The sequence below is a fragment of the Lysobacter sp. 1R34A genome (assembly GCF_051217035.1).
GTDB lineage: Bacteria > Pseudomonadota > Gammaproteobacteria > Xanthomonadales > Xanthomonadaceae > Lysobacter.
Genome location: NZ_JBPKJP010000024.1, coordinates 1 through 17877, shown reverse-complemented (window position 1 = coordinate 17877; position 17877 = coordinate 1). Strand labels below are relative to the sequence as shown.

At 68.1% G+C, this 17877-nt stretch carries 14 protein-coding genes; 9 read left to right on the top strand and 5 right to left on the bottom strand.

The annotated features are described in order from the left end of the window. Positions 1–213 precede the first annotated feature (213 nt). The 4 genes from icd to aceK all read left to right on the top strand — a co-directional run bounded on the left by icd (position 214) and on the right by aceK (position 6570). Positions 214–1542 (top strand): isocitrate dehydrogenase (NADP(+)), encoded by a 1329-nt coding sequence (gene icd / locus ACSAMQ_RS08450; protein ID WP_435395215.1) that lies wholly within the window; start codon positions 214–216, stop codon positions 1540–1542. A gap of 2294 nt (positions 1543–3836) precedes the next feature. Beyond that, entirely contained in the window at positions 3837–4223 is a 387-nt protein-coding gene (locus ACSAMQ_RS08445) for a hypothetical protein (protein WP_435395214.1), read from the top strand. Then, positions 4220–4708, top strand: coding sequence for a hypothetical protein (locus ACSAMQ_RS08440; protein ID WP_435395213.1), 489 nt, complete (start codon positions 4220–4222; stop codon positions 4706–4708). Before ACSAMQ_RS08445 ends, ACSAMQ_RS08440 begins: the two co-directional genes overlap by 4 nt. A gap of 125 nt (positions 4709–4833) precedes the next feature. Then, the gene (gene aceK / locus ACSAMQ_RS08435; protein ID WP_435395212.1) at positions 4834–6570 is read left to right on the top strand and encodes a bifunctional isocitrate dehydrogenase kinase/phosphatase; all 1737 of its coding nucleotides are present in this window, start codon (positions 4834–4836) and stop codon (positions 6568–6570) included. A 246-nt stretch (positions 6571–6816) separates the two neighbouring features. On the opposite strand, the gene ACSAMQ_RS08430 is transcribed toward aceK, so the two are convergent. Further along, positions 6817–7047 (bottom strand): hypothetical protein, encoded by a 231-nt coding sequence (locus ACSAMQ_RS08430; RefSeq protein WP_435395211.1) that lies wholly within the window; start codon positions 7045–7047, stop codon positions 6817–6819. Between the two features lie 122 nt (positions 7048–7169). Here ACSAMQ_RS08430 and ACSAMQ_RS08425 point away from each other — a divergent pair, with 122 nt between their 5' ends. The 4 genes from ACSAMQ_RS08425 to ACSAMQ_RS08410 all read left to right on the top strand — a co-directional run bounded on the left by ACSAMQ_RS08425 (position 7170) and on the right by ACSAMQ_RS08410 (position 11868). After that, positions 7170–8165 (top strand): LysR substrate-binding domain-containing protein, encoded by a 996-nt coding sequence (locus ACSAMQ_RS08425; protein WP_435395210.1) that lies wholly within the window; start codon positions 7170–7172, stop codon positions 8163–8165. A 69-nt stretch (positions 8166–8234) separates the two neighbouring features. Beyond that, on the top strand, positions 8235–9128 hold the full coding sequence (locus tag ACSAMQ_RS08420; protein WP_435395209.1) for a class I SAM-dependent methyltransferase: 894 nt from the start codon (positions 8235–8237) through the stop codon (positions 9126–9128). 70 nt (positions 9129–9198) lie between these two features. Continuing rightward, on the top strand, positions 9199–9732 hold the full coding sequence (locus ACSAMQ_RS08415; RefSeq protein ID WP_435395208.1) for a pseudouridine synthase: 534 nt from the start codon (positions 9199–9201) through the stop codon (positions 9730–9732). Between the two features lie 366 nt (positions 9733–10098). Then, positions 10099–11868, top strand: coding sequence for a hypothetical protein (locus tag ACSAMQ_RS08410; RefSeq protein ID WP_435395207.1), 1770 nt, complete (start codon positions 10099–10101; stop codon positions 11866–11868). Positions 11869–11947: 79 nt separating this feature from the next. Here the strand turns inward: ACSAMQ_RS08410 and ACSAMQ_RS08405 are convergent, their stop codons facing one another. Next, entirely contained in the window at positions 11948–12916 is a 969-nt protein-coding gene (locus tag ACSAMQ_RS08405; protein WP_435395206.1) for a DMT family transporter, read from the bottom strand. A 105-nt stretch (positions 12917–13021) separates the two neighbouring features. Next, positions 13022–13975 (bottom strand): aldo/keto reductase, encoded by a 954-nt coding sequence (locus ACSAMQ_RS08400; RefSeq protein WP_435395205.1) that lies wholly within the window; start codon positions 13973–13975, stop codon positions 13022–13024. Positions 13976–14217: 242 nt separating this feature from the next. On the opposite strand from ACSAMQ_RS08400, the gene ACSAMQ_RS08395 reads away from it, so the two are divergent. Then, positions 14218–15318, top strand: coding sequence for a hybrid sensor histidine kinase/response regulator (locus tag ACSAMQ_RS08395; protein WP_435395204.1), 1101 nt, complete (start codon positions 14218–14220; stop codon positions 15316–15318). Positions 15319–16184: 866 nt separating this feature from the next. On the opposite strand, the gene ACSAMQ_RS08390 is transcribed toward ACSAMQ_RS08395, so the two are convergent. Beyond that, complete coding sequence (locus ACSAMQ_RS08390; protein ID WP_435395203.1) at positions 16185–16553, bottom strand: hypothetical protein; 369 nt, start codon at positions 16551–16553, stop codon at positions 16185–16187. A 167-nt stretch (positions 16554–16720) separates the two neighbouring features. Next, on the bottom strand, positions 16721–17877 hold a 1157-nt coding region (locus ACSAMQ_RS08385; protein WP_435395202.1), incomplete at its 5' end, for an ATP-dependent helicase C-terminal domain-containing protein.

Genomic DNA, 17877 nt, shown 5'->3' with positions numbered 1-17877 from the left:
ATCGGCGCCTGCGCCGTTGCCGTTGAGCCGGGCCCGCCCGGGGCGAACCCGGGATGCATCATTCCACAGCTCGAAGGGCACATACCCGACTGGTCTTTGCCTCGCCCCGCCCGAACCGCGACAATGGCGGGCCGGATCGCAGCCCCACCGCTTTCCGCAAGGACCCTGCTCCGCCCCGTGCGCCAGCGCACGGCGGCCCCACTGGAGATCGTAATGACCGAGTTCGTAGCGACGCCGCCCGCAGGCGGCGCCAAGATCACCAAGACCCCGACCGGCCTCAACGTGCCGGACCGCCCGATCATCCCGTTCATCGAAGGCGACGGCACCGGCCCGGACATCTGGCGCGCTTCGGTGCGCGTGCTCGACGCCGCCGTCGCCAAGGCCTATGGCGGCCAGAAGAAGATCGAGTGGGTCGAGGTCTTCGCCGGCGAGAAAGCCAACAACACCTACGGCACCTGGCTGCCGGAAGGCACCGTGCAGGCTTGCCGCGACTACCTGGTCAGCATCAAGGGTCCGCTGACCACGCCGGTCGGCGGCGGTATCCGTTCGCTCAACGTCGCCCTGCGCCAGATGCTCGACCTGTACGTCTGCCTGCGCCCGGTGCGTTGGTTCGAGGGCGTGCCCTCGCCGGTGAAGAAGCCGGGCGACGTCGACATGGTGATCTTCCGCGAGAACACCGAGGACATCTACGCCGGCATCGAATGGGCCGGCGGCAGCGCCGACGCGCAGAAGGTGCTCGACTTCCTGAGCAAGGAATTCCCGCAGGCCGCCGACAAGATCCGTTTCGGCACCGCCGAGAAGAACGCAGCGTGGCTGAAGGAAATGGAAGCCATCGGCGCTCCGGCGCGCGAGCTGCCGGTCGAAGTCGGCATCGGCATCAAGCCGGTCAGCCGCCTCGGCACCGAGCGCCTGGTGCACAGCGCGATCTCCTACGCGATCGAGAACAAGCGCAAGTCGGTGACCCTGGTCCACAAGGGCAACATCATGAAGTTCACCGAAGGCGGCTTCCGCGATTGGGGCTACCAGGTGGCGCGCGACTACTTCGGCGCGGTCGAACTCGACGGCGGCCCCTGGCACGTGATCCCGGAAGGCAAGCCGGGCGCGGGCCTGGTGATCAAGGACGCGATCGCGGACGCCTTCCTGCAGCAGATCCTGCTGCGCCCGAAGGAATACGACGTCTCGGCGACGCTGAACCTCAACGGCGACTACCTGTCCGACGCGCTCGCCGCGCAGGTCGGCGGCATCGGCATCGCTCCGGGCGCCAACATCAACTACGTGACCGGCCATGCCGTGTTCGAAGCGACCCATGGCACCGCGCCGAAGTACGCCGGCCTGGACAAGGTCAACCCGGGCTCGGTGATCCTGTCGGGCGAGATGATGCTGCGTTACCTGGGCTGGACCGAAGCGGCCGATGCGATCATCGCCGCGATGGACAAGGCGATCGCCAGCAAGCGCGTGACCTACGATTTCGCCCGTCTGATGGACGGCGCGACCGAGGTCAAGTGCTCGGAGTTCGCCGACGAGATCATCAAGCACCTGTAATCGGTGTCGTGACGACGATCGTGCAAAGGGCGCTTCGGCGCCCTTTGTTTTTCTTGGTTTTTACGTGCCTCGCAAGTCGGCGCTCCCTGCTTGAGGGTAGGAGCGGCGCAAGCCGCCACCAAGGGGCGCGCAGAAGCGCCAAGGCCGACGTCATTCATCGAGGTAGCGCATCTTCGCCAGGGTAGGAGCGACGCAAGTCGCGACCGCGCAGGCTCGATCTCGCGACGTCCCGATCATGAGCTCTGTAGGAGCGGCGTAAGCCGCGACCAAGGAACGCGCAGAACCACACTGCCTTCATCATTGATCGAAGCCGAAAATTTTCGCCAGGGTAGGAGCGACGCAAGTCGCAACCGCGCTGGCTCGATCTCGCGGCGTCCCGATCATGACCTCTGTAGGAGCGGAGTAAGCCGCGACCAAGGAAGCGCAAAACCGCACTGCCTTCATCATTAATCGAAGCCGAAAACTTTCGCCAGGGTAGGAGCGACGCAAGTCGCGACCGCGCTGGCGCGATCTCGCGGCGTCCCGATCATGACCTCTGTAGGAGCGGCGTAAGCCGCGACCAAGGAACGCGCAGAACCGCACTGCCTTCATCATTAATCGAAGCCGAAAACTTTCGCCAGGGTAGGAGCGACGCAAGTCGCGACCGCGCAACTTCATTCTCGCGGCGCAACTGGGATGTCTTTGTAGGAGCACCGTGAGCCGCGACAGCGCAGCTGGCGGTTACAGCGTTTCTTATCGCAAGCGATGAAGCAACATCAGTTGCAAAGCTTCCGTCCGCTGACGCGTCCGGGTTACTTTCTTTTGTCATAAGCAACAAAAGAAAGGTAACCAAAGAAAAGTGCTCACTTTGAATCAAAAGCCCGATCGATGCCGACGCCGGGATGCTCCAGACAGGCCATCCATGGCCTGCTTGCGCACGGCCCGCATCCCTGCGGGCCGCCCTACGGGTCTTCATTTGACCGGTAAAGCGGCAGATCAAAATCCAGGCAACGGCAGACGCGTCGCGTCTGCTCTTGGGTAGGAGCGGCGCAAGCCGCGACCAGGTCCCTCCGGACAACCGCGCCGCCGCCCGCAGATTCGCGGTCGCGGCTTGCGCCGCTCCTACCCTGCGACAGCACGCCGCTGCGATGGATGGCGTTGGCCTTGTGGTTTCGGCGCGTCCCTTGGTCGCGACTCACGTCGCTCCTACAGGGGATGGTGACATCGCACGCGTCAGCTGTTTGCGCTGCGGCCTTGCTTTGGCTGTGCGTCGCCGAGCACTCGCGAAGGCCATCGAAGACCCGGAGGGCGGCGCGCAGGGATGCGCGCCGTTTTTCATCGGGACAGGGAGGTCCCGTATGAAAAATCACCGCGTATGCATCGAACGCGCGGGCCTGTGATTCAAAACAAAGCACTTTTCTTTGGTTACCTTTCTTTTGTCGCTTTAGACAAAAGAAAGTAACCCGCCGCTTTAGTGGCGGAAGCTTTGGGTTTGATCTTGATCTTTCTTGAGCCATGTGCCGCAAGACCGGCGCAGCGATGTCGCGGCTTTCGCCGCTCCTACCCTGGCGAAAGAGACGCAGCTTCGATGGATGGCATAGGCATCATTGTCTCTGCGCGTTCCGCGGTCGCGACTCACATCGCTCCTACAGGGAGGGCGGCGCGCGCGTCGGCTGTTTGCGGCTTTGGCCGTTGCTTTGGCTGTGCGCCGCCGCGCACTCGCGAAGGTAATCGAAGACCCGGAGGGCGGCGCGCAGGGATGCGCGCCATTTTTCATCGGGACAGGGATGTCCCGTATGAAAAATCCCTGCGTCGGCATCGCTCGTGCGGGCCTGTGATTCAAAACAAAGCATTTTTCTTTGGTTACCTTTCTTTTGTTGCTTTAGACAAAAGAAAGTAACCCGCCGCTTTAGTGGCGGAAGCTTTGGGTTTGATCTTGATCCTGATTTTTGATTGAAAGAGACGCCGCAAGACCGTCACAGCGTGGTCGCGGCTTGCGCCGCTCCTACCCTGGCGAGAGTACGCCGCTTCGATGGGCCACATCGGCCTTGTGGCCTCTGCGCGTCCCGTGGTCGCGGCTCGCGCCGCTCCTACCCTGGCGAAGGGCTCGCCCCCTCGACGAACGGCGACGGCCTCGTCATCTCTACCCGTTCCGCGTCGCGACTCACGTCGCTCCTACAGGGGTTGGCCGCGTCGGTGTGCGAGTTAGACTCTTCCGGTTAGCGGCGCACAGCAACGGCACAACCACGCAAGCGCGCAACATCGATACGACGCCTGGAACACGACAAAGCAACTCCGCCCAAGGATCGGCCGCCATGACAGCGACTCCCCCCACCGACCACGCCCTCGCCGGCGGTCCCTTCGCCGGCCTCGACCTCGGTGCATTGAGCGAACCGGTCCGCCGCACGATCCTCGAAGCCTCGCAGGACTTCCGCGACGTCCTCGCCGGTCGCGCGCCGAGCTTTGCCCGGCCCGACCTGGAAGCGCCGCTGCCGGCCGACGGCGGCAGCCGTGGGCATGTCGGCCGCGGCTACACGCTCTGGGTCTGCCGCAGCCTGTCGAGCTTCGGCGGCGTCGATGGCTATGTGTACGGCCCGGTGCTCAGCTTCGACGAGAGCATCGCCGCCGGCAACGAGCGCTCGCTCGCCGATACCCGCTTCTATCCCGCCGCGCGCCTGCACGCGTTGTTGGCCCAGGCATGACCGGCCTCGTCCGCTACCTGTGGGTGCTGATCGCCGCCATCGCCCTGCCGGCCTGGGTGCACTGGCCGTACGTGGTCGGCGAGATCGACCTGGCGTCGGTCGAGATCATGAGCTCGAGCCGCTTCCTGTTCGAGATGTGGCTGTCGGCGAGCTTCGCATTCCTGCTGGTGGTCCTGCCCACGACGCTATGGCGGCGGTGGCGGCAACGGCGGCGCGGAAGGCGGCCGCGCGATGCCTGGTTCGCGGCGGCCGCGACGGTCGCGGCGACCGTGCTCGCTTTACACGCGAACCTGACCGGCTATGCGCCGTTCTACGGCAACACCTGGGCGCGGTGGGAACCGACCTTCGAGTTGTTCCTGCCGCACGGCCTGTCGGTGCTGGCGATCCTGGCGCTGACGATCGCGCTGGAAACCTGGATAGTGCCGCGTCCGCCGCCCGCGGCACCGGTTGCGCTGGCTCCGGTTCCACCGCGACCCAGCCTGTAGCGCCGCCGCTTGCGCCGCGTAACGGCGCCATGTCGTAACGAGCATGTCCGTTTCATCCGTAAGGACTCAAAGACCGCGGCGCCCAACATGCCACGGGCGTCGCGGCTCCGCCGTACACTCCAGCCATGGCCACCCTGCCCGCTGCCGATCCCGTCGCCGAAGCCACCGCCATCGCAGGCTTGATCCGCGACGCTTTCGCCGATTATCACGCGCGCTTCGCCGCGATCACCCGCCGTGCCCAGGGCCGCTTCGAGCGCAGCGACTGGAGCGGCGAGCGCGAGGATGCGGTCGAGCGCATCGAGCTCTACGACCTGTGCATCGCCGAGGCCAGCGACTCGCTCGAACGCCGACTCGGCGAACGCGCCCGCGACCGCGCGCTGTGGTCGGCGGTGCACGCGGCCTACGCCGAGACCATCGCGCCGCTGCTCGACTGCGAGCTCTACAAGACCTTTTTCAACACCCTGACCCGGCGCTTCTTCAAGACCCGCGGGGTCGACCCGGCGATGGAGTTCGTCGCCCTCGACATCGAGCCGACCGACGCCATCACCCATCCGGTCGCGCGCCACAGCTATGCGGTGTCGGAGGACCGCCTGGTCGAGACCTTCATGCGAGTGCTCGGCGACTACCCGTTCGCGGTGCCGTACGCGCATCGCACGCGCTGCGCCGCCGGCATCGCGGTGCGCCTGCAGGAGGATTTGCAGCATTGGGGCCCGCACCCGGTGCGCGCGGTCGAACTGCTCGACACCGTGTTCTATCGCGAACGCCGCGCCTATCTGGTCGGGCGGGTGTTCGGCGAGCGTTCGTTCTCGCCGTGCGTGATCGCCCTGGTCAACGACGGCGGCGCGCTCAAGGTCGATGCGGTGCTGACCCTGCGCAGCGAAGTCGTGCAGTTGTTCAGTTACTCGCGCAGCTATTTCCATGCCGACCTCGGCACGGTCGGCGATGCGGTGGTGTTCCTGCGCACCCTGCTGCCGGGCAAGCCGATCGACGAGCTCTATACCGTGCTCGGCCGCGCCAAGCAGGGCAAGACCGAGCGTTACCGCACCTTCTTCCGCCAATTCGCGGCGCAGCCCGGCGAGCGCCTGATCCGCGCCGAGGGCGAGCGCGGCATGGTCATGGCGGTATTCACCCTGCCCAGCTATCCCCTGGTGTTCAAGATCATCCGCGACCGCTTCGCCTACCCGAAGGAGGTCGCGCGCGAGGACGTCGAGGCCAAGTACTCGCTGGTGTTCCGCCACGACCGCGTCGGCCGCCTGGTCGATGCGCAGCCGTTCCGGTTCCTGCGCTTCCCGCGCGCGCGCTTCGCCCCGGACCTGCTGGAAGAATTGTTGAGCACCTGCGCCAGCAGCATCAGCCTGGACGGCGACGACCTGGTGCTGCACCTGTGCTATGTCGAGCGTCGCCTGCGCCCGCTCAATCTGTATGTGCGCGAGCAGACCGCCGAGGCCGCGCGCGCGGCGGTGATCGACTACGGCCAGGCGATCCGCGACCTGGCCTTGAGCAACATCTTCCCGGGCGATCTGCTGCTGAAGAACTTCGGCGTATCGCGGCACGGCCGCGCGGTGTTCTACGACTACGACGAGCTGTGCCTGGTCACCGACTGCCGCTTCCGCAGCGTGCCGGAGCCGCGCAATCACGAGGAAGAGATGGAATCCGGCGCCTGGTTCTACGCCGCCGGCAACGATGTGTTCCCGGCCCAGTTCCCGCGCTTCCTGGGCCTGTCGCCGGCCCTGCTCGGCGCGCTGATGCACGCGCACGCCGACATCTTCCGCGTCGAATGGTGGCAGCAGGTGCAGGACGGCCTGGTCAGCGGGCGTCACAACGACGTGGCGCCGTACCCGGAGCGGCGGCGGCTGCCTTAGCCGGAAGGCACGCTTAAGAGAGGGGCGGGAAGGCTTGGTCTCGTTCTGTCCTCAACCCAGCGCGCGCAGAAGCAACTCCCCGCGCCGAACCCCACCCTGGCTTCGTGCTCAGTCAGGGCGCTTGCCCTTTTCAAAGGGGCAGTGGATTGCCGACCGTCGTTGCGGCTCCCGTTTGGAAAACGGGTTGGGGATTTGCTTGGTCCGGCGAAGCAGACGAGGCAGGAGCCGTCGAGGAATCGCTTCCCCTCAAGCACACCCATGCGCATCGCCACAGGCGTCCTGGCGGGTCAGGCGCTCGGGGGTGCGGGCGAACCAGGCGCGCCAGCCGGTGACCGCCGCGGTCGCCGAACCCAGCGGGGCGACTGGCTGGGTACGCTCGACTACGGCCGCGGGGGCGGCCTGGGCGAGGTCCTCGTCGGCATCGCGCGGATCGACGAAATGGCCCTGCAGGAACATCAGGTTCTTGTAGATATTCATCGCTCGTCTCCCTGCGGCGCCGGCCCGATATGGGCTGGCTTATTGAGTGATTCGCAAGGTACGCTCGCCCGATACGGCAAAAAAGCGCGCCGTTTGCAAGCCAGACTTGAAAGGGATTCAAGATGAATCGACCGCCGCTGCATGCGCTGCTGGGCTTTGCGACCGCCGCGCGCACGGGCAACCTGACCCGCGCCGCCGATTCGATGAACCTGACGGTCAGCGCGCTCAGCCACCAGATCCGCACCCTGGAGGAACGCCTCGGCCGGCGCCTGTTCGAGCGCGGGCCGCGCGGGGTGCGGCTGACCGCCGACGGCGAGCGGCTGCTGTCGGTGGTCGCGCCGCACCTGGATGCGCTCGACCACGCGCTGCGTCCGTACAGCCCGCGCCGCGACGAAGTGCTGACCCTGAGCCTGATGGCCTCGATGGCCTCGGCCTGGCTGGTGCCGCGGCTCGGCAGTTTCGTCGCCCGCTGCCCGCAGCTCGAACTCAACCTGTTCTCGTCGGCGGCGGTGGTCGATTTCGACCGTGAGCCGGGCATCGACGCGGCCATGCGCGGCGGCTACGGGCGCTGGCCGGGGCTGGTCACCGAGCATCTGTTCAACGAGACCCTGATCCCGGTCGCCAGCCCGGCGCTGATCGAACGCATGGGCGGCGAGTTGCCGGCGCAGGAGGACCTGCACCGCTGGCCGCTGCTCGGCGACCTGTCGCCGTATTGGAAGGACTGGTTCGAACGCTACGGCGGCAAGATGCCGAACCGCTACGTCGCCCATTTCGACGACTCCGAAACCATGCACCGCGCCGCGGTCGAAGGCCTCGGCGTCGCTCTGGGCCGGATGGCGCGCACGCGCCTGCTGATCCAGAACGGCCAGCTGGTGCCGCTGAGCCAATGCCGGCTGCAGATCGATTGGGGCCACTACCTGGTGTACCCGCAACGCTCGGTCGATCACGCCGGGCTGGGTTCGTTCCGCACCTGGCTGCACGAGCAGGCGGCGGCCTATGTCGCCGAGATGGAAGCCGACCACCTCGCCCGCCATGGCCGCAGCGCCAAAACCGCGAACGGTCCCGCGAGCCACCCCGCGAGCCACGGCAACGCCAAGGCCGCCGGCAAGCGCCGTTGAGCACATCCCCGGCACCGGGCGCTTGCGGTAGGCTGACGCCCCCTGTCCGATGCCACCGGAGTCCGTTGCATGGAACGTAACCGTCCCGCTCGTTTGCTGTTGCTCGCCGCGTTGTTGCCTGGCCTGGCCCTGGTAGCGCATGCGCAGAAGCCCGCCGCCAAGGCCAAGGACGCCGAGAGCGCCGCCAAGACCGCCGAACCCGCCGCGAGCGCCGGCAATGCCGCGTTGAAAAAGGCCGTCGCCGGCAGCTGGCGCGACCCCAAGAACGTCGCCCGCGACGCCTATCGTCATCCGCTGGAGACGCTGCAGTTCTTCGGCGTGCGCCCGGACCAGACCGTCATCGAAATCACCCCGGGCGGCGGCTGGTACGCGGAGATCCTCGCGCCGTATCTGGCCGAACGCGGGCGTTACGTCGCCGCGGTGGTCGACCCCGACTCGCAGTCCGAGGACGGGGCGCGCAAGTACTACACCAAGGCCAAGGCGAACCTGGAAACCAAGTTCGCCGGCGCGCCGGCGCAGTTCGGCAAGGCCGTGGTCGCCGCCTACGACAGCTACAAGCCGGCGTTCGGCCCGGCCGCCTCGGCCGACGTCGTGCTGACCTTCCGCAACGTCCACAACTGGCGTTCGGCCGACCAGGCCGAGGGCATGTTCAAGGGCTTCTTCGACGTGCTCAAGCCGGGCGGCACCCTCGGCGTGGTCGAACACCGCGCCAAGGCCGACGTCCCGGCCAGCGACAAGAGCGGTTACGTCGGCCAGGCGCAGGTGATCGCGATGGCCGAAGCGGCCGGCTTCAAGCTCGAGGCCAAGAGCGAGATCAACGCCAATCCGCGCGACACCAAGGACCACCCGAACGGCGTGTGGACCTTGCCGCCGTCCAACGATCACGCGGCTGCCGACGCGGCCAAGTACAAGGCCATCGGCGAAAGCGACCGCATGACCCTGCGCTTCCGCAAGCCGCGCTGAGTCCACGACTGCGCGCCGTAGTACCGCGAGGCGGCCCGCGCCGCCTCGCGTCCTGGCCGGCCCCATCCGCGTGCTGATCGCCTTCAACAAACCGTATGGCGTGCTGTGTCAGTTCACCGACCGCAGCCAGCCGCCGCGGCCGACCCTCGCCGGCTTCGGCCTGCCGCCGGACGTGTACGCAGCCGGGCGTCTGGACCACGACAGCGAAGGCCTGTTGCTGCTGACCGACGACGGCGGCCTGGCCCATCGCCTGACCGACCCGCGGCATAAGCAGCCCAAGACGTACTGGGTGCAAGTCGAGGGCGACCCGCAGGACCCGGCGCTGCGCGCACTGCGCGACGGCGTCGAGCTCAACGACGGCCGCACCCTGCCGGCGCAGGTCGAACGCCTCGACCCGCCGGCGCTGTGGCCGCGCGACCCGCCGGTGCGTTTCCGCAAGACCGTGCCCGATGCCTGGCTGGCGATCACCATCCACGAAGGCCGCAACCGCCAGGTGCGGCGCATGACCGCCGCGGTCGGCTTGCCGACCCTGCGCCTGGTGCGCGTGGCGATCGGGCCGTATCGGCTCGACGGGCTGACGCCGGGGCAATGGAGCCCGCGCTGAGGGCGGCTCCGTCGCGGCAGTGCCACGACGCCTGCGCGAGGTCGCGCACTTCCGCGCCCTTGCAGAACCCCGGGCGTGACGTGGCGCGCTGCGACTGAGACTGAGACATCGAACCTGCGACGTAGTTGCGATGGTGCGGTCGCGGTTCGCGCCGCTCCTACCCTGGATGGCGCCCGGCTTCTACGATCGATCTGCGACCGTCGTCGCATGGATGCAGTCAATCGCGAAATCCCATGAGATATCGACCCGGTTTGATCCCGGGTCCGCCATGGCAGCGCATCGCCGCGCCCTCTAGCGTGCAGTGACGGGCGCGTGCCAGGACCGGCCGATGCGCCACCAGCCAAGTTCTCTCTGGGGAGACCAGCCATGACCCGACTGCGTTCGATTTCGTTCGGCTTCGGCGCGATGCTGTGCGCGTCCGCCGCTTACCTGTCGTATCCCGCGCCCGCCGACAGCGCGGTCGGCCGGGTCGCCGCCGCCGAGGAGCCCGGGTTCGAACAGACCCCGCCGGTGCTCGAAGACAGCTTCATCATCCCGGTCGACGGCAACCCCGGCGGCGATGCGCTGCTGGAGTTCGTCTATGCCAAGGGGCAGGCGCTGCCGGCGGAGATCGCCTTCAACGTCGGCGACAAGCCGGTCACGCTGCAGCGCGATGCGGAGAACCCTCAACTGTATCGGGCGCTCATCCCGTTCGACTTCGACGGCCTGGTCAAGGAACAGGAAACGCGCCAGGCCCTGGCCGCCGAACAGAAGGCCACGGTGCCGAGTTTCGACGGCCGCGAGCACCTCGGCGACAGCCCGATCGCCTTCCTGCCGCCGGACCAGCTGCGCGAGCAGATCGCCGCGCGCGTGCGCATCCGTATTCCCGGCGGCGTGCTGCTCGGCCCGCCGGCGATCGTGCGCCCCGAACGCTCGCTGCTGGTCACCCACCCGGCCGTGGTCGAAGACCCGACCCGCACCTTCGACGCCTGCACCAACGCCGGCAACCCGAACGGCGCCTGGACCTTCAACCGGCTCATGACCAACATGGCCAACCAGCCGCTGACCGGGGTGGACCCGTCCGACTTCGTCGAGAACTGGATCCGCACCTGGAACACCTCGACCACGGTCAACAGCTTCGTGGTGCCTGCGCGCACTTCGGTCAACTCGCAGGTGCTCGCCAGTTGGCCCCGCCTGAGCAACGGCAAGCTCGACCTGAGCCGCTCGCCGATGCGCCTGCTGGCGATCGTCAACCGCGTCGACCTGCGCGGCAACGCCGGCTACGGCGGCGGCAACGCCGGCGAAGGCCGCTTCGTGTTCGGGGTGATCCGCCGCAACACCACCGGCACCTGCACCGTGCACCGCTTCACCGTGATCCTCGAATACGGTGTGCCGATCGCCGGTTGCCCGGCGGTGCGCAGCTTCGCCCAGCAGTGGGGCGCGCTGGGTTCGATGAGCCTGGGCTCGTCGCTGTACAACAGCTCGCTGCAGGCGATCACCGACCAGTTCACCGGCGCCAACGCCGCGCCGCGCAAGCCCAACGGCAGCGCGATCAACCAGATCCGCACCAACGAGTTCCTGCAGAGCCCGTGGGAACTGCGCGAGTTCAACATCGTGCGCGCCACCGCCCAGCTCGGCATCGTGCCGGCCAAGCAGACCCCGAACCACGTGTTCAACAACGCCGGCACCCTGCTCGCCAGCTACGTCAACGCCAACCAGGCGCAGGTGCTGGTCGAACAGCACTCGGTGCCGCTGAGCTATCTGGGCACGCCGTTCCTGACCGGCTCGGTGCGCAATCCGAGCCCCCAGGTGGCCTGGACCCATCCCGGCATCGTCAACAACAACGCCCGCAACAAGCTCTCGCTCAACACCTGCGATGCCTGCCACGGCCGCGAAACCCTGACCACGAGCTTCCTGCACGTGGGCCCGCGCGCGTCCGGCGCGCAGGCGACGCTGTCGCGGTTCCTGATCGGCAACGGCACCCTGGCCAGCCCGACCACCTTCAACATGGCCGACCCGGTGGTCGCCTCGACCGTGCGCAACTACGGCGACCTGGTCCGCCGCCAGGCCGACCTGGCGACCCTGCAGAGCAATGCCTGTTTGTCCGGCGGCGTGTTCCAGCAGGCGCAGTTCCACCCGATGCTGGCCACCCACTGACGGGCGACAGCCGCAGACCGGGAAGGCGCCGCGAGGCGCCTTCTCTCTATCGGGCCGTTTGACCGACCGGCGCGGCCGCCTACTTGCCGTCCGGCGGCGCCACCGGCACCGAGTTCGCGCCCGGCCGCGACAACAACACCACCCCGCCCAGCACCACCGCGGTACCGACCAGTTGGATCGCGGTGATCGCCTCGCCGAGCACCCAGGCGCCGAGGAACACCAGCGACACCGGCCCGATCACCGAGAACTGCGCGGCGGTGCCGGCGCCGAGCCGGGCCACCGCGGCCATGGTGAAGGTCACCGGCAGGAAAGTGCAGAACACCGCGTTCGCCGTCGCCAGGCCGTAGACCTGCCACGGCAGGCCGAGCAGGCCCCCCGGATCGCGCGCGATCAGGTAGTGGATCAGGGTCGCCGCGGTCGACACCACCATCGCGTAGGCGACCAGTTGCAACGAGCCCATGCGCTTGACCAGCTCGCCCGACATGGCGAGGTAGAGCGCGTAGCTGACCGCCGCGCCGAGCACCAGGGCGCTGCCGAACAGCACGTGCTCGCCCTGCACGCGCAGGTTCTCGACCATCACCAGGACCACCCCGGCATAGCTCACCGCGAGCGCGATCCACTCCTTGGCCGCGACCTTGCGCCGGTAGGCGAACAGGCCGATCAGCAACACGATGGTCGGGTTGAGGAACAGGATCAGCCGCTCCAGCGACACCGGCACGTACTCCAGGCCCCAGAAGTCGAGCAGGCTCGACAGGTAATAGCCGAGCACGCCGAGCACCAGGATCAGGCCGAGGTCGCGGCGCGAGGGCAAAGCCTCGCGCCGGCGCGCGCGCCGGGTCTCGCGGATGCCCAGCAACACGAACAAGGGCAACGACAGCGCCATGCGCAGGGTCAGCACGTCGAGCGAATCGACCCCGTAGCGGTATTGCAGCTTGGCCAGGATCGCCTTGGCCGAGAACAGCACCGCACCGCTCGCGGCGAGGGCGATGCCGAGGCGTCGGGCGCGATGCTCGGCGGCGACGGAAGCGGCGGGGGACACAGCGGTCATGGCGGACAGGTCGTCGGACGATCGGTGGAGGTGGGCGGATTCGAACCGCGCCGCGGCGGCAGGCCCGGCAACGAGCGCCGGGCGGCGCCGATCATGGCAGAGCGCTCAGGCCTCGGCGCTGGCCGCATCGAGCGCGGCGATCTGTTCGGCCGACAGGGACAGCCGCGTCGCGGCGAGCAGCTCGCGCAATTGCGCCACGCTGGTCGCGCTGGCGATCGGCGCGGTGATCGAGGGCCGCGCGATCAGCCAGGCCAGGGCCACCTGGGCGGGGGTCGCGCGCTGGGCGGCGGCGACTTCGTCGAGCGCGGCGAGGATGCCCAGGCCGCGCGCGTCGAGATAGCGCGCGACCGCACCGCCGCGGGCGCGGCTCTTGTCGAGGTCGCCGCGGCTGCGGTACTTGCCGGTCAGGAAGCCGCTGGCGAGGGCGTAGTAATTGATCACGCCGAGCCCGCGCTCGCGCGCCAGCGGTTCGAGCTCGGCTTCGTACACCGCGCGGTCGGCGAGGTTGTAATGCGGCTGCAGGGTCTCGTAGCGCGGCAGGCCGTGGCGTTCGGACACGTCCAGGGCTTCGGCCAGGCGCGCGGCCGAGTAGTTGGAGGCGCCGATCGCGCGGACCTTGCCCTGCTCGATCAGCCGGCCGAACGCGCCCAGGGTGTCCTCGAGCGGCACCTTCGGGTCGTCCTCGTGGGCCTGGTAGAGGTCGATGCGGTCGGTGCGCAAACGGCGCAGCGAGTCCTCCACCGCGGCCTGGATGTTGGCCGGCGACAGGCCGGGCCGCTGCGGCCATTTGGCGACCTTGGTGGCGATGAGTATGCGCTCGCGGCGGCCGCCGCCCTGGGCCAGCCAGCGCCCGATCAGGGTTTCCGACTCGCCGCCGGCATTGCCCGGCACCCAGGCCGAGTAAACATCGGCGGTGTCGACCAGGCTGAAGCCCGCTTCGGTGAATGCGTCCAGCAGGGCGAAGCTGGTCGCCTCGTCGGCGCTCCAGCCGAACACGTTGCCGCCGAAGGCGAGCGGCGCCGCCGACAGGGATGAACGGCCGAGCGGTCGCAGGTTCATTGCGGATTCCTTAATCGAACAGCGTCCATGATGCGCCGCCGCATTCGGCCTTGGCATCACCGAATTCGCAACGCCGCGTTGCCGAGCGCGGCGAGTTGCCACAAAGGGCGTGAACTGTTCAGCTTTTTGACTTTTCATCCCGCCTTTGTGTGAAGGTTTCTGTTAACTTTCGACCCGTTTCCTCGCGGTTCATTTATGCGAATTCAGCGTGAAAAACCCGCCCTAGGGGATGCCAAGGACGTATGAGCACTGCCGCGCCATCTACGGGTCGGATTCTCGTCGTCGACGATCAGGCCGCGAACCTGCGCGTCGTCACCGCACTGCTTTCGCGCCAGGGTTACGAGGTCGTGTCCGCCTCGACCGGCGACGAGGCCCTGCGCCTGTACGCCGAGTCGCCGCCGGACTTGATCCTGCTCGACGTGATGATGCCTGGCATGGACGGTTTCGAAGTCATGGCCGCGTTGCGCGCCGGCTCGCCGCTGCGCGTGCCGGTGGTGTTCGTGACCGCCGCCCACGACCGCGACCTGTTGCTGCGCGCCTTCGATGCCGGCGTGGTCGATTACGTCACCAAGCCGTTCCTGCCCGAAGAACTGCTGGCGCGGGTCAACGCCCATGTCGGCCTGAAGCTGACCCGCGACCGCCTCGAGCGCGTCGCCCGCGAGCGCGAGGAACTGGTCAACCTGGTCGCCCACGACCTCAAGAACCCGCTGACCAGCGTGTTGTTCGCCAGCGACCTGCTGCTGCACAACGGCTGCAAGCCCGAGCGCGTGCCGCGCTACCTGCAGATGATCCACGAGAGCGCCGACGACGCGCTCGGCTACATCCGCCATTACCTGGAAAGCCAGGCCGGCACCCGCGAGCAGGCCGCGAGGCAGGGCCGCGCCGACCTCAGCGAGACCCTGGGCTGGCTGGTGCGCCGCTACGAGATGCAGCTCGACGCGCGCGGCATCCGCGTCGAGATCGCCCCGCCGCCGCACGGCACCGCGCAAGTCGCGATGGATCCGCGCGTGCTGCGCCAGGTCAGCGAGAACCTGGTCACCAACGCGATGAAGTACGCCCCCAACAGCGACCTGCTGCTGGCCGCGCGCAACAGCGCCCCCGGCTTCTGGCAGCTGATCGTCGCCGACCGCGGCCCCGGCATCCCGGTGGCGCGCCAGCGCGAACTGTTCAAGCCCTTCGTGCGCCTGCACGACGAAGACGTCGACGACGGCCTGTCGAGCGGCCTGGGCCTGTCGCTCGCGAAACAGATCGTCGTCAACGCCGGCGGCCAGCTCTGGTACGAGGAGCGCAAGAACGGCGGCTCGCGTTTCATCATCGAGTTGCCGGAGGCGGCCGCGGAGTAACGCGGTTGGCGTTGGCGTGGGCGTTGCCATGAGAGCTTTGTGCCGACCTTGGGAGCCCGCCCCTGTAGGAGCGACGTGAGTCGCGACCGCGGGACGCGCAGAGACAACAGGCCGTCGTCATTCGTCGAAGCGGCGCGCCCTCGCCCGGGCAGGAGCGGCGCGAGCCGCGACCGCGCCGTTACGGTCTTGCGGCGCCTCTCTCAATCGAACGAGTTCAAAGATCAAGATCAAACCCAAAGCTTCCGCCACTGAAGCGGCGGGTTACTTTCTTTTGTCTGAAGCAACAAAAGAAAGGTAACCAAAGAAGTTGCTTTTCTTTGAATCACCAGCCCGCACGATCGGTGCATCCGCGGTGATTTTTCATACGGGACATCCTTGTCCCGATGAAAAACGTCGCGCATCCCTGCGCGCCGCCCTCCGGGTCTTCGATTACCTTCCCGAGTGCGAGGCGGCGCACAGCCAAAGCAAAGGCCGCGGTCGCAAACAGCTGCGCGCGCGACGTCACCGTCCCCTGTAGGAGCGACGTGAGTCGCGACCGCGGAACGCGCAGGGACCTCAACGCCTATGTCATCCATCGAAGTGGCGCGCTTTCGCCAGGGTAGGAGCGGCGCAAGCCGCGACCGCGCCGCGACGGTCTTGCGGCGCTTCTTTCAAGAAACATCAGATAGCTGAAGTGTCGCGGTCGCGGCTTGCCGCTCCTACTCTTGGGTGCCGCGATCCAGACGCGTCGACGACGGCGCGCCCAAACGAACGAGGCCGACGCTTTCGCGTCGGCCTCGGGTATGTCGGGGTGGTACGGCATAGCCCGTCGCGATCCGGCGGTCTGCAAACAGGCCGTCGGTCGTTTGGGCGCAACCCGCGTGCGTTTATTCGCTGGCGCTTGCTTCGCTGGCCGACTTGCGGGTACCGGACTTGCGGCGCGAGGCGCTGCCGTTCGCGCGGCGCGCGTCGATGCGGCGCGCGCTGCCTTCGATCGGATCGCCTTCCGCCTGCTGGCGGGCCTTGCGGCGTGCGGCGGCGTACCAAAGCAGGCCGGCGCCGGCCACGGCGGCGGCCGCGATCATCGGGTTGCGGCGGATGAAGACACCGGCGGTGCGTGCGCCGGTCTTCAGCGCGCCCAGCTTGACGCCCGTTTCCAGCCACTGGCCGGCGTTGGGCACGTGCTGCCTGATGTTGTCGCCAACCGACGACACCAGTTCCAGCGCGCGATCCGGCAAAGAAGTGAACTTGCTCATCGTGTCGATCCTGTGACGAGAGAAACGGGGTCCAGTGTCGACGCGGGGGCGTTGAAATTCTGTGAGCGCTCCCGCGCCGGACCGGCTCCCCGCTGAATACGGCGCGGTATCGGCGGCCTCGGCCGATGCGCGTCGCCCGCCGCCGCCCCGGCGGGGCGGCGCAAGACTCAGGTGCCGCGCGGTTTGGCGCGGTGGGTCGCGGTCGCCGTCCACGGGTCGTCGGGCCAGGGGTGCTTGGGATAGCGCCCCTTCATTTCCTTCCTGACCTCGGGATAAGTGCGCTCCCAGAAACCGCGCAGGTCCTGGGTGACCTGCAGCGGTCGCCCCGCCGGCGACAGCAGGTGCAGGGTCAGCGGCACGCGGCCTTCGGCGATGCGCGGCGTATCGGCCAGGCCGAACAGCTCCTGCAGTTTCACTGCCAGCACCGGCGCGACCGCGGCGCCGCGTCCGTCGGCGGCATGCGCGTCGTAGGCGTAGTCGATGGCGCGCTCCATCCCCGACGGCACCGCCATGCGGGTCGGCGCGAGCGCGTCGAGCCGCTGCCGCCACGACCAGTCCGAGAGCGAGCGCAGGGCTTCGCCGAATGCGGCCTCGTCGAGCGCGTCGAGGCGGGTCCTGCCCCGCAACGCCGGCTTCAGCCAGTCGTCGAGGCCGGCCATCAAGGCCTCGTCGGAGAGGTCCGGCAACGCGTTCTCGCCCTGCGCCAGCTCGGGCATCCATTCGCGCAGACAGCGCACGCGGGCGCGCCACTGGCGCAGGCCGCCGGTCCACGGCAAGGCATCGAGGCCGAGTTGGCGCACCGCGTCGACCAAGGCATCGGCGTAACGCGAGGGGTCGGGTTTGGCGAGTGGGCGGCTGTCGAGCACGATGCGGTCGTAACGGCGCTCGCGCACCGCCGCGATCGCGCGCGCGGCGGCGTCCCACACCACCCGGTCCTCGCTGACGAAGCGCTGCGGAAACTCGCGCTCCAGCCGTGCTTCGTCGAGCGGCGAGGCACGCAGCACGCGCGCGTCGCGCGGGTCGTCGCGCAGTTCGCTGATCACCAGCCAGGGCTCGCCGTAGACCGCGCTGTCGTCGAACAACTTGGCGCTGCGGCCGTTGGCGAGCTGATAACGGTAAGGGTCGCTGGGGTGCTGGCGGGCGATGCGGTCCGGAAACGCATGCAGCAACAGATCGCCGAGCGCGTGCGCGGGCACCTGGTTCGGCGGGGTCGCCTCGACGCGCAGGCGGCGGCGCCATTGCCTGGCGGCCTGGTCGAGCGCGGCCAGGGCCGAACGCGAGGCCTCGGCCGGAGCCCGGCCCTGGCGGAACGCGGCCAGCGCCT

What these genes read in the sequence shown, in the direction of transcription:
- ACSAMQ_RS08445 (WP_435395214.1), top strand. Translation starts at nt 3,837, where the DNA reads ATGACAGCGACTCCCCCCACCGACCACGCCCTCGCCGGCGGTCCCTTC.
- ACSAMQ_RS08395 (WP_435395204.1), top strand. Translation starts at nt 14,218, where the DNA reads ATGAGCACTGCCGCGCCATCTACGGGTCGGATTCTCGTCGTCGACGAT.
- ACSAMQ_RS08405 (WP_435395206.1), bottom strand. Translation starts at nt 12,916, where the DNA reads ATGACCGCTGTGTCCCCCGCCGCTTCCGTCGCCGCCGAGCATCGCGCC.
- ACSAMQ_RS08410 (WP_435395207.1), top strand. Translation starts at nt 10,099, where the DNA reads ATGACCCGACTGCGTTCGATTTCGTTCGGCTTCGGCGCGATGCTGTGC.
- ACSAMQ_RS08430 (WP_435395211.1), bottom strand. Translation starts at nt 7,047, where the DNA reads ATGAATATCTACAAGAACCTGATGTTCCTGCAGGGCCATTTCGTCGAT.
- ACSAMQ_RS08425 (WP_435395210.1), top strand. Translation starts at nt 7,170, where the DNA reads ATGAATCGACCGCCGCTGCATGCGCTGCTGGGCTTTGCGACCGCCGCG.
- ACSAMQ_RS08440 (WP_435395213.1), top strand. Translation starts at nt 4,220, where the DNA reads ATGACCGGCCTCGTCCGCTACCTGTGGGTGCTGATCGCCGCCATCGCC.
- ACSAMQ_RS08420 (WP_435395209.1), top strand. Translation starts at nt 8,235, where the DNA reads ATGGAACGTAACCGTCCCGCTCGTTTGCTGTTGCTCGCCGCGTTGTTG.
- ACSAMQ_RS08390 (WP_435395203.1), bottom strand. Translation starts at nt 16,553, where the DNA reads ATGAGCAAGTTCACTTCTTTGCCGGATCGCGCGCTGGAACTGGTGTCG.
- aceK (WP_435395212.1), top strand. Translation starts at nt 4,834, where the DNA reads ATGGCCACCCTGCCCGCTGCCGATCCCGTCGCCGAAGCCACCGCCATC.
- icd (WP_435395215.1), top strand. Translation starts at nt 214, where the DNA reads ATGACCGAGTTCGTAGCGACGCCGCCCGCAGGCGGCGCCAAGATCACC.
- ACSAMQ_RS08400 (WP_435395205.1), bottom strand. Translation starts at nt 13,975, where the DNA reads ATGAACCTGCGACCGCTCGGCCGTTCATCCCTGTCGGCGGCGCCGCTC.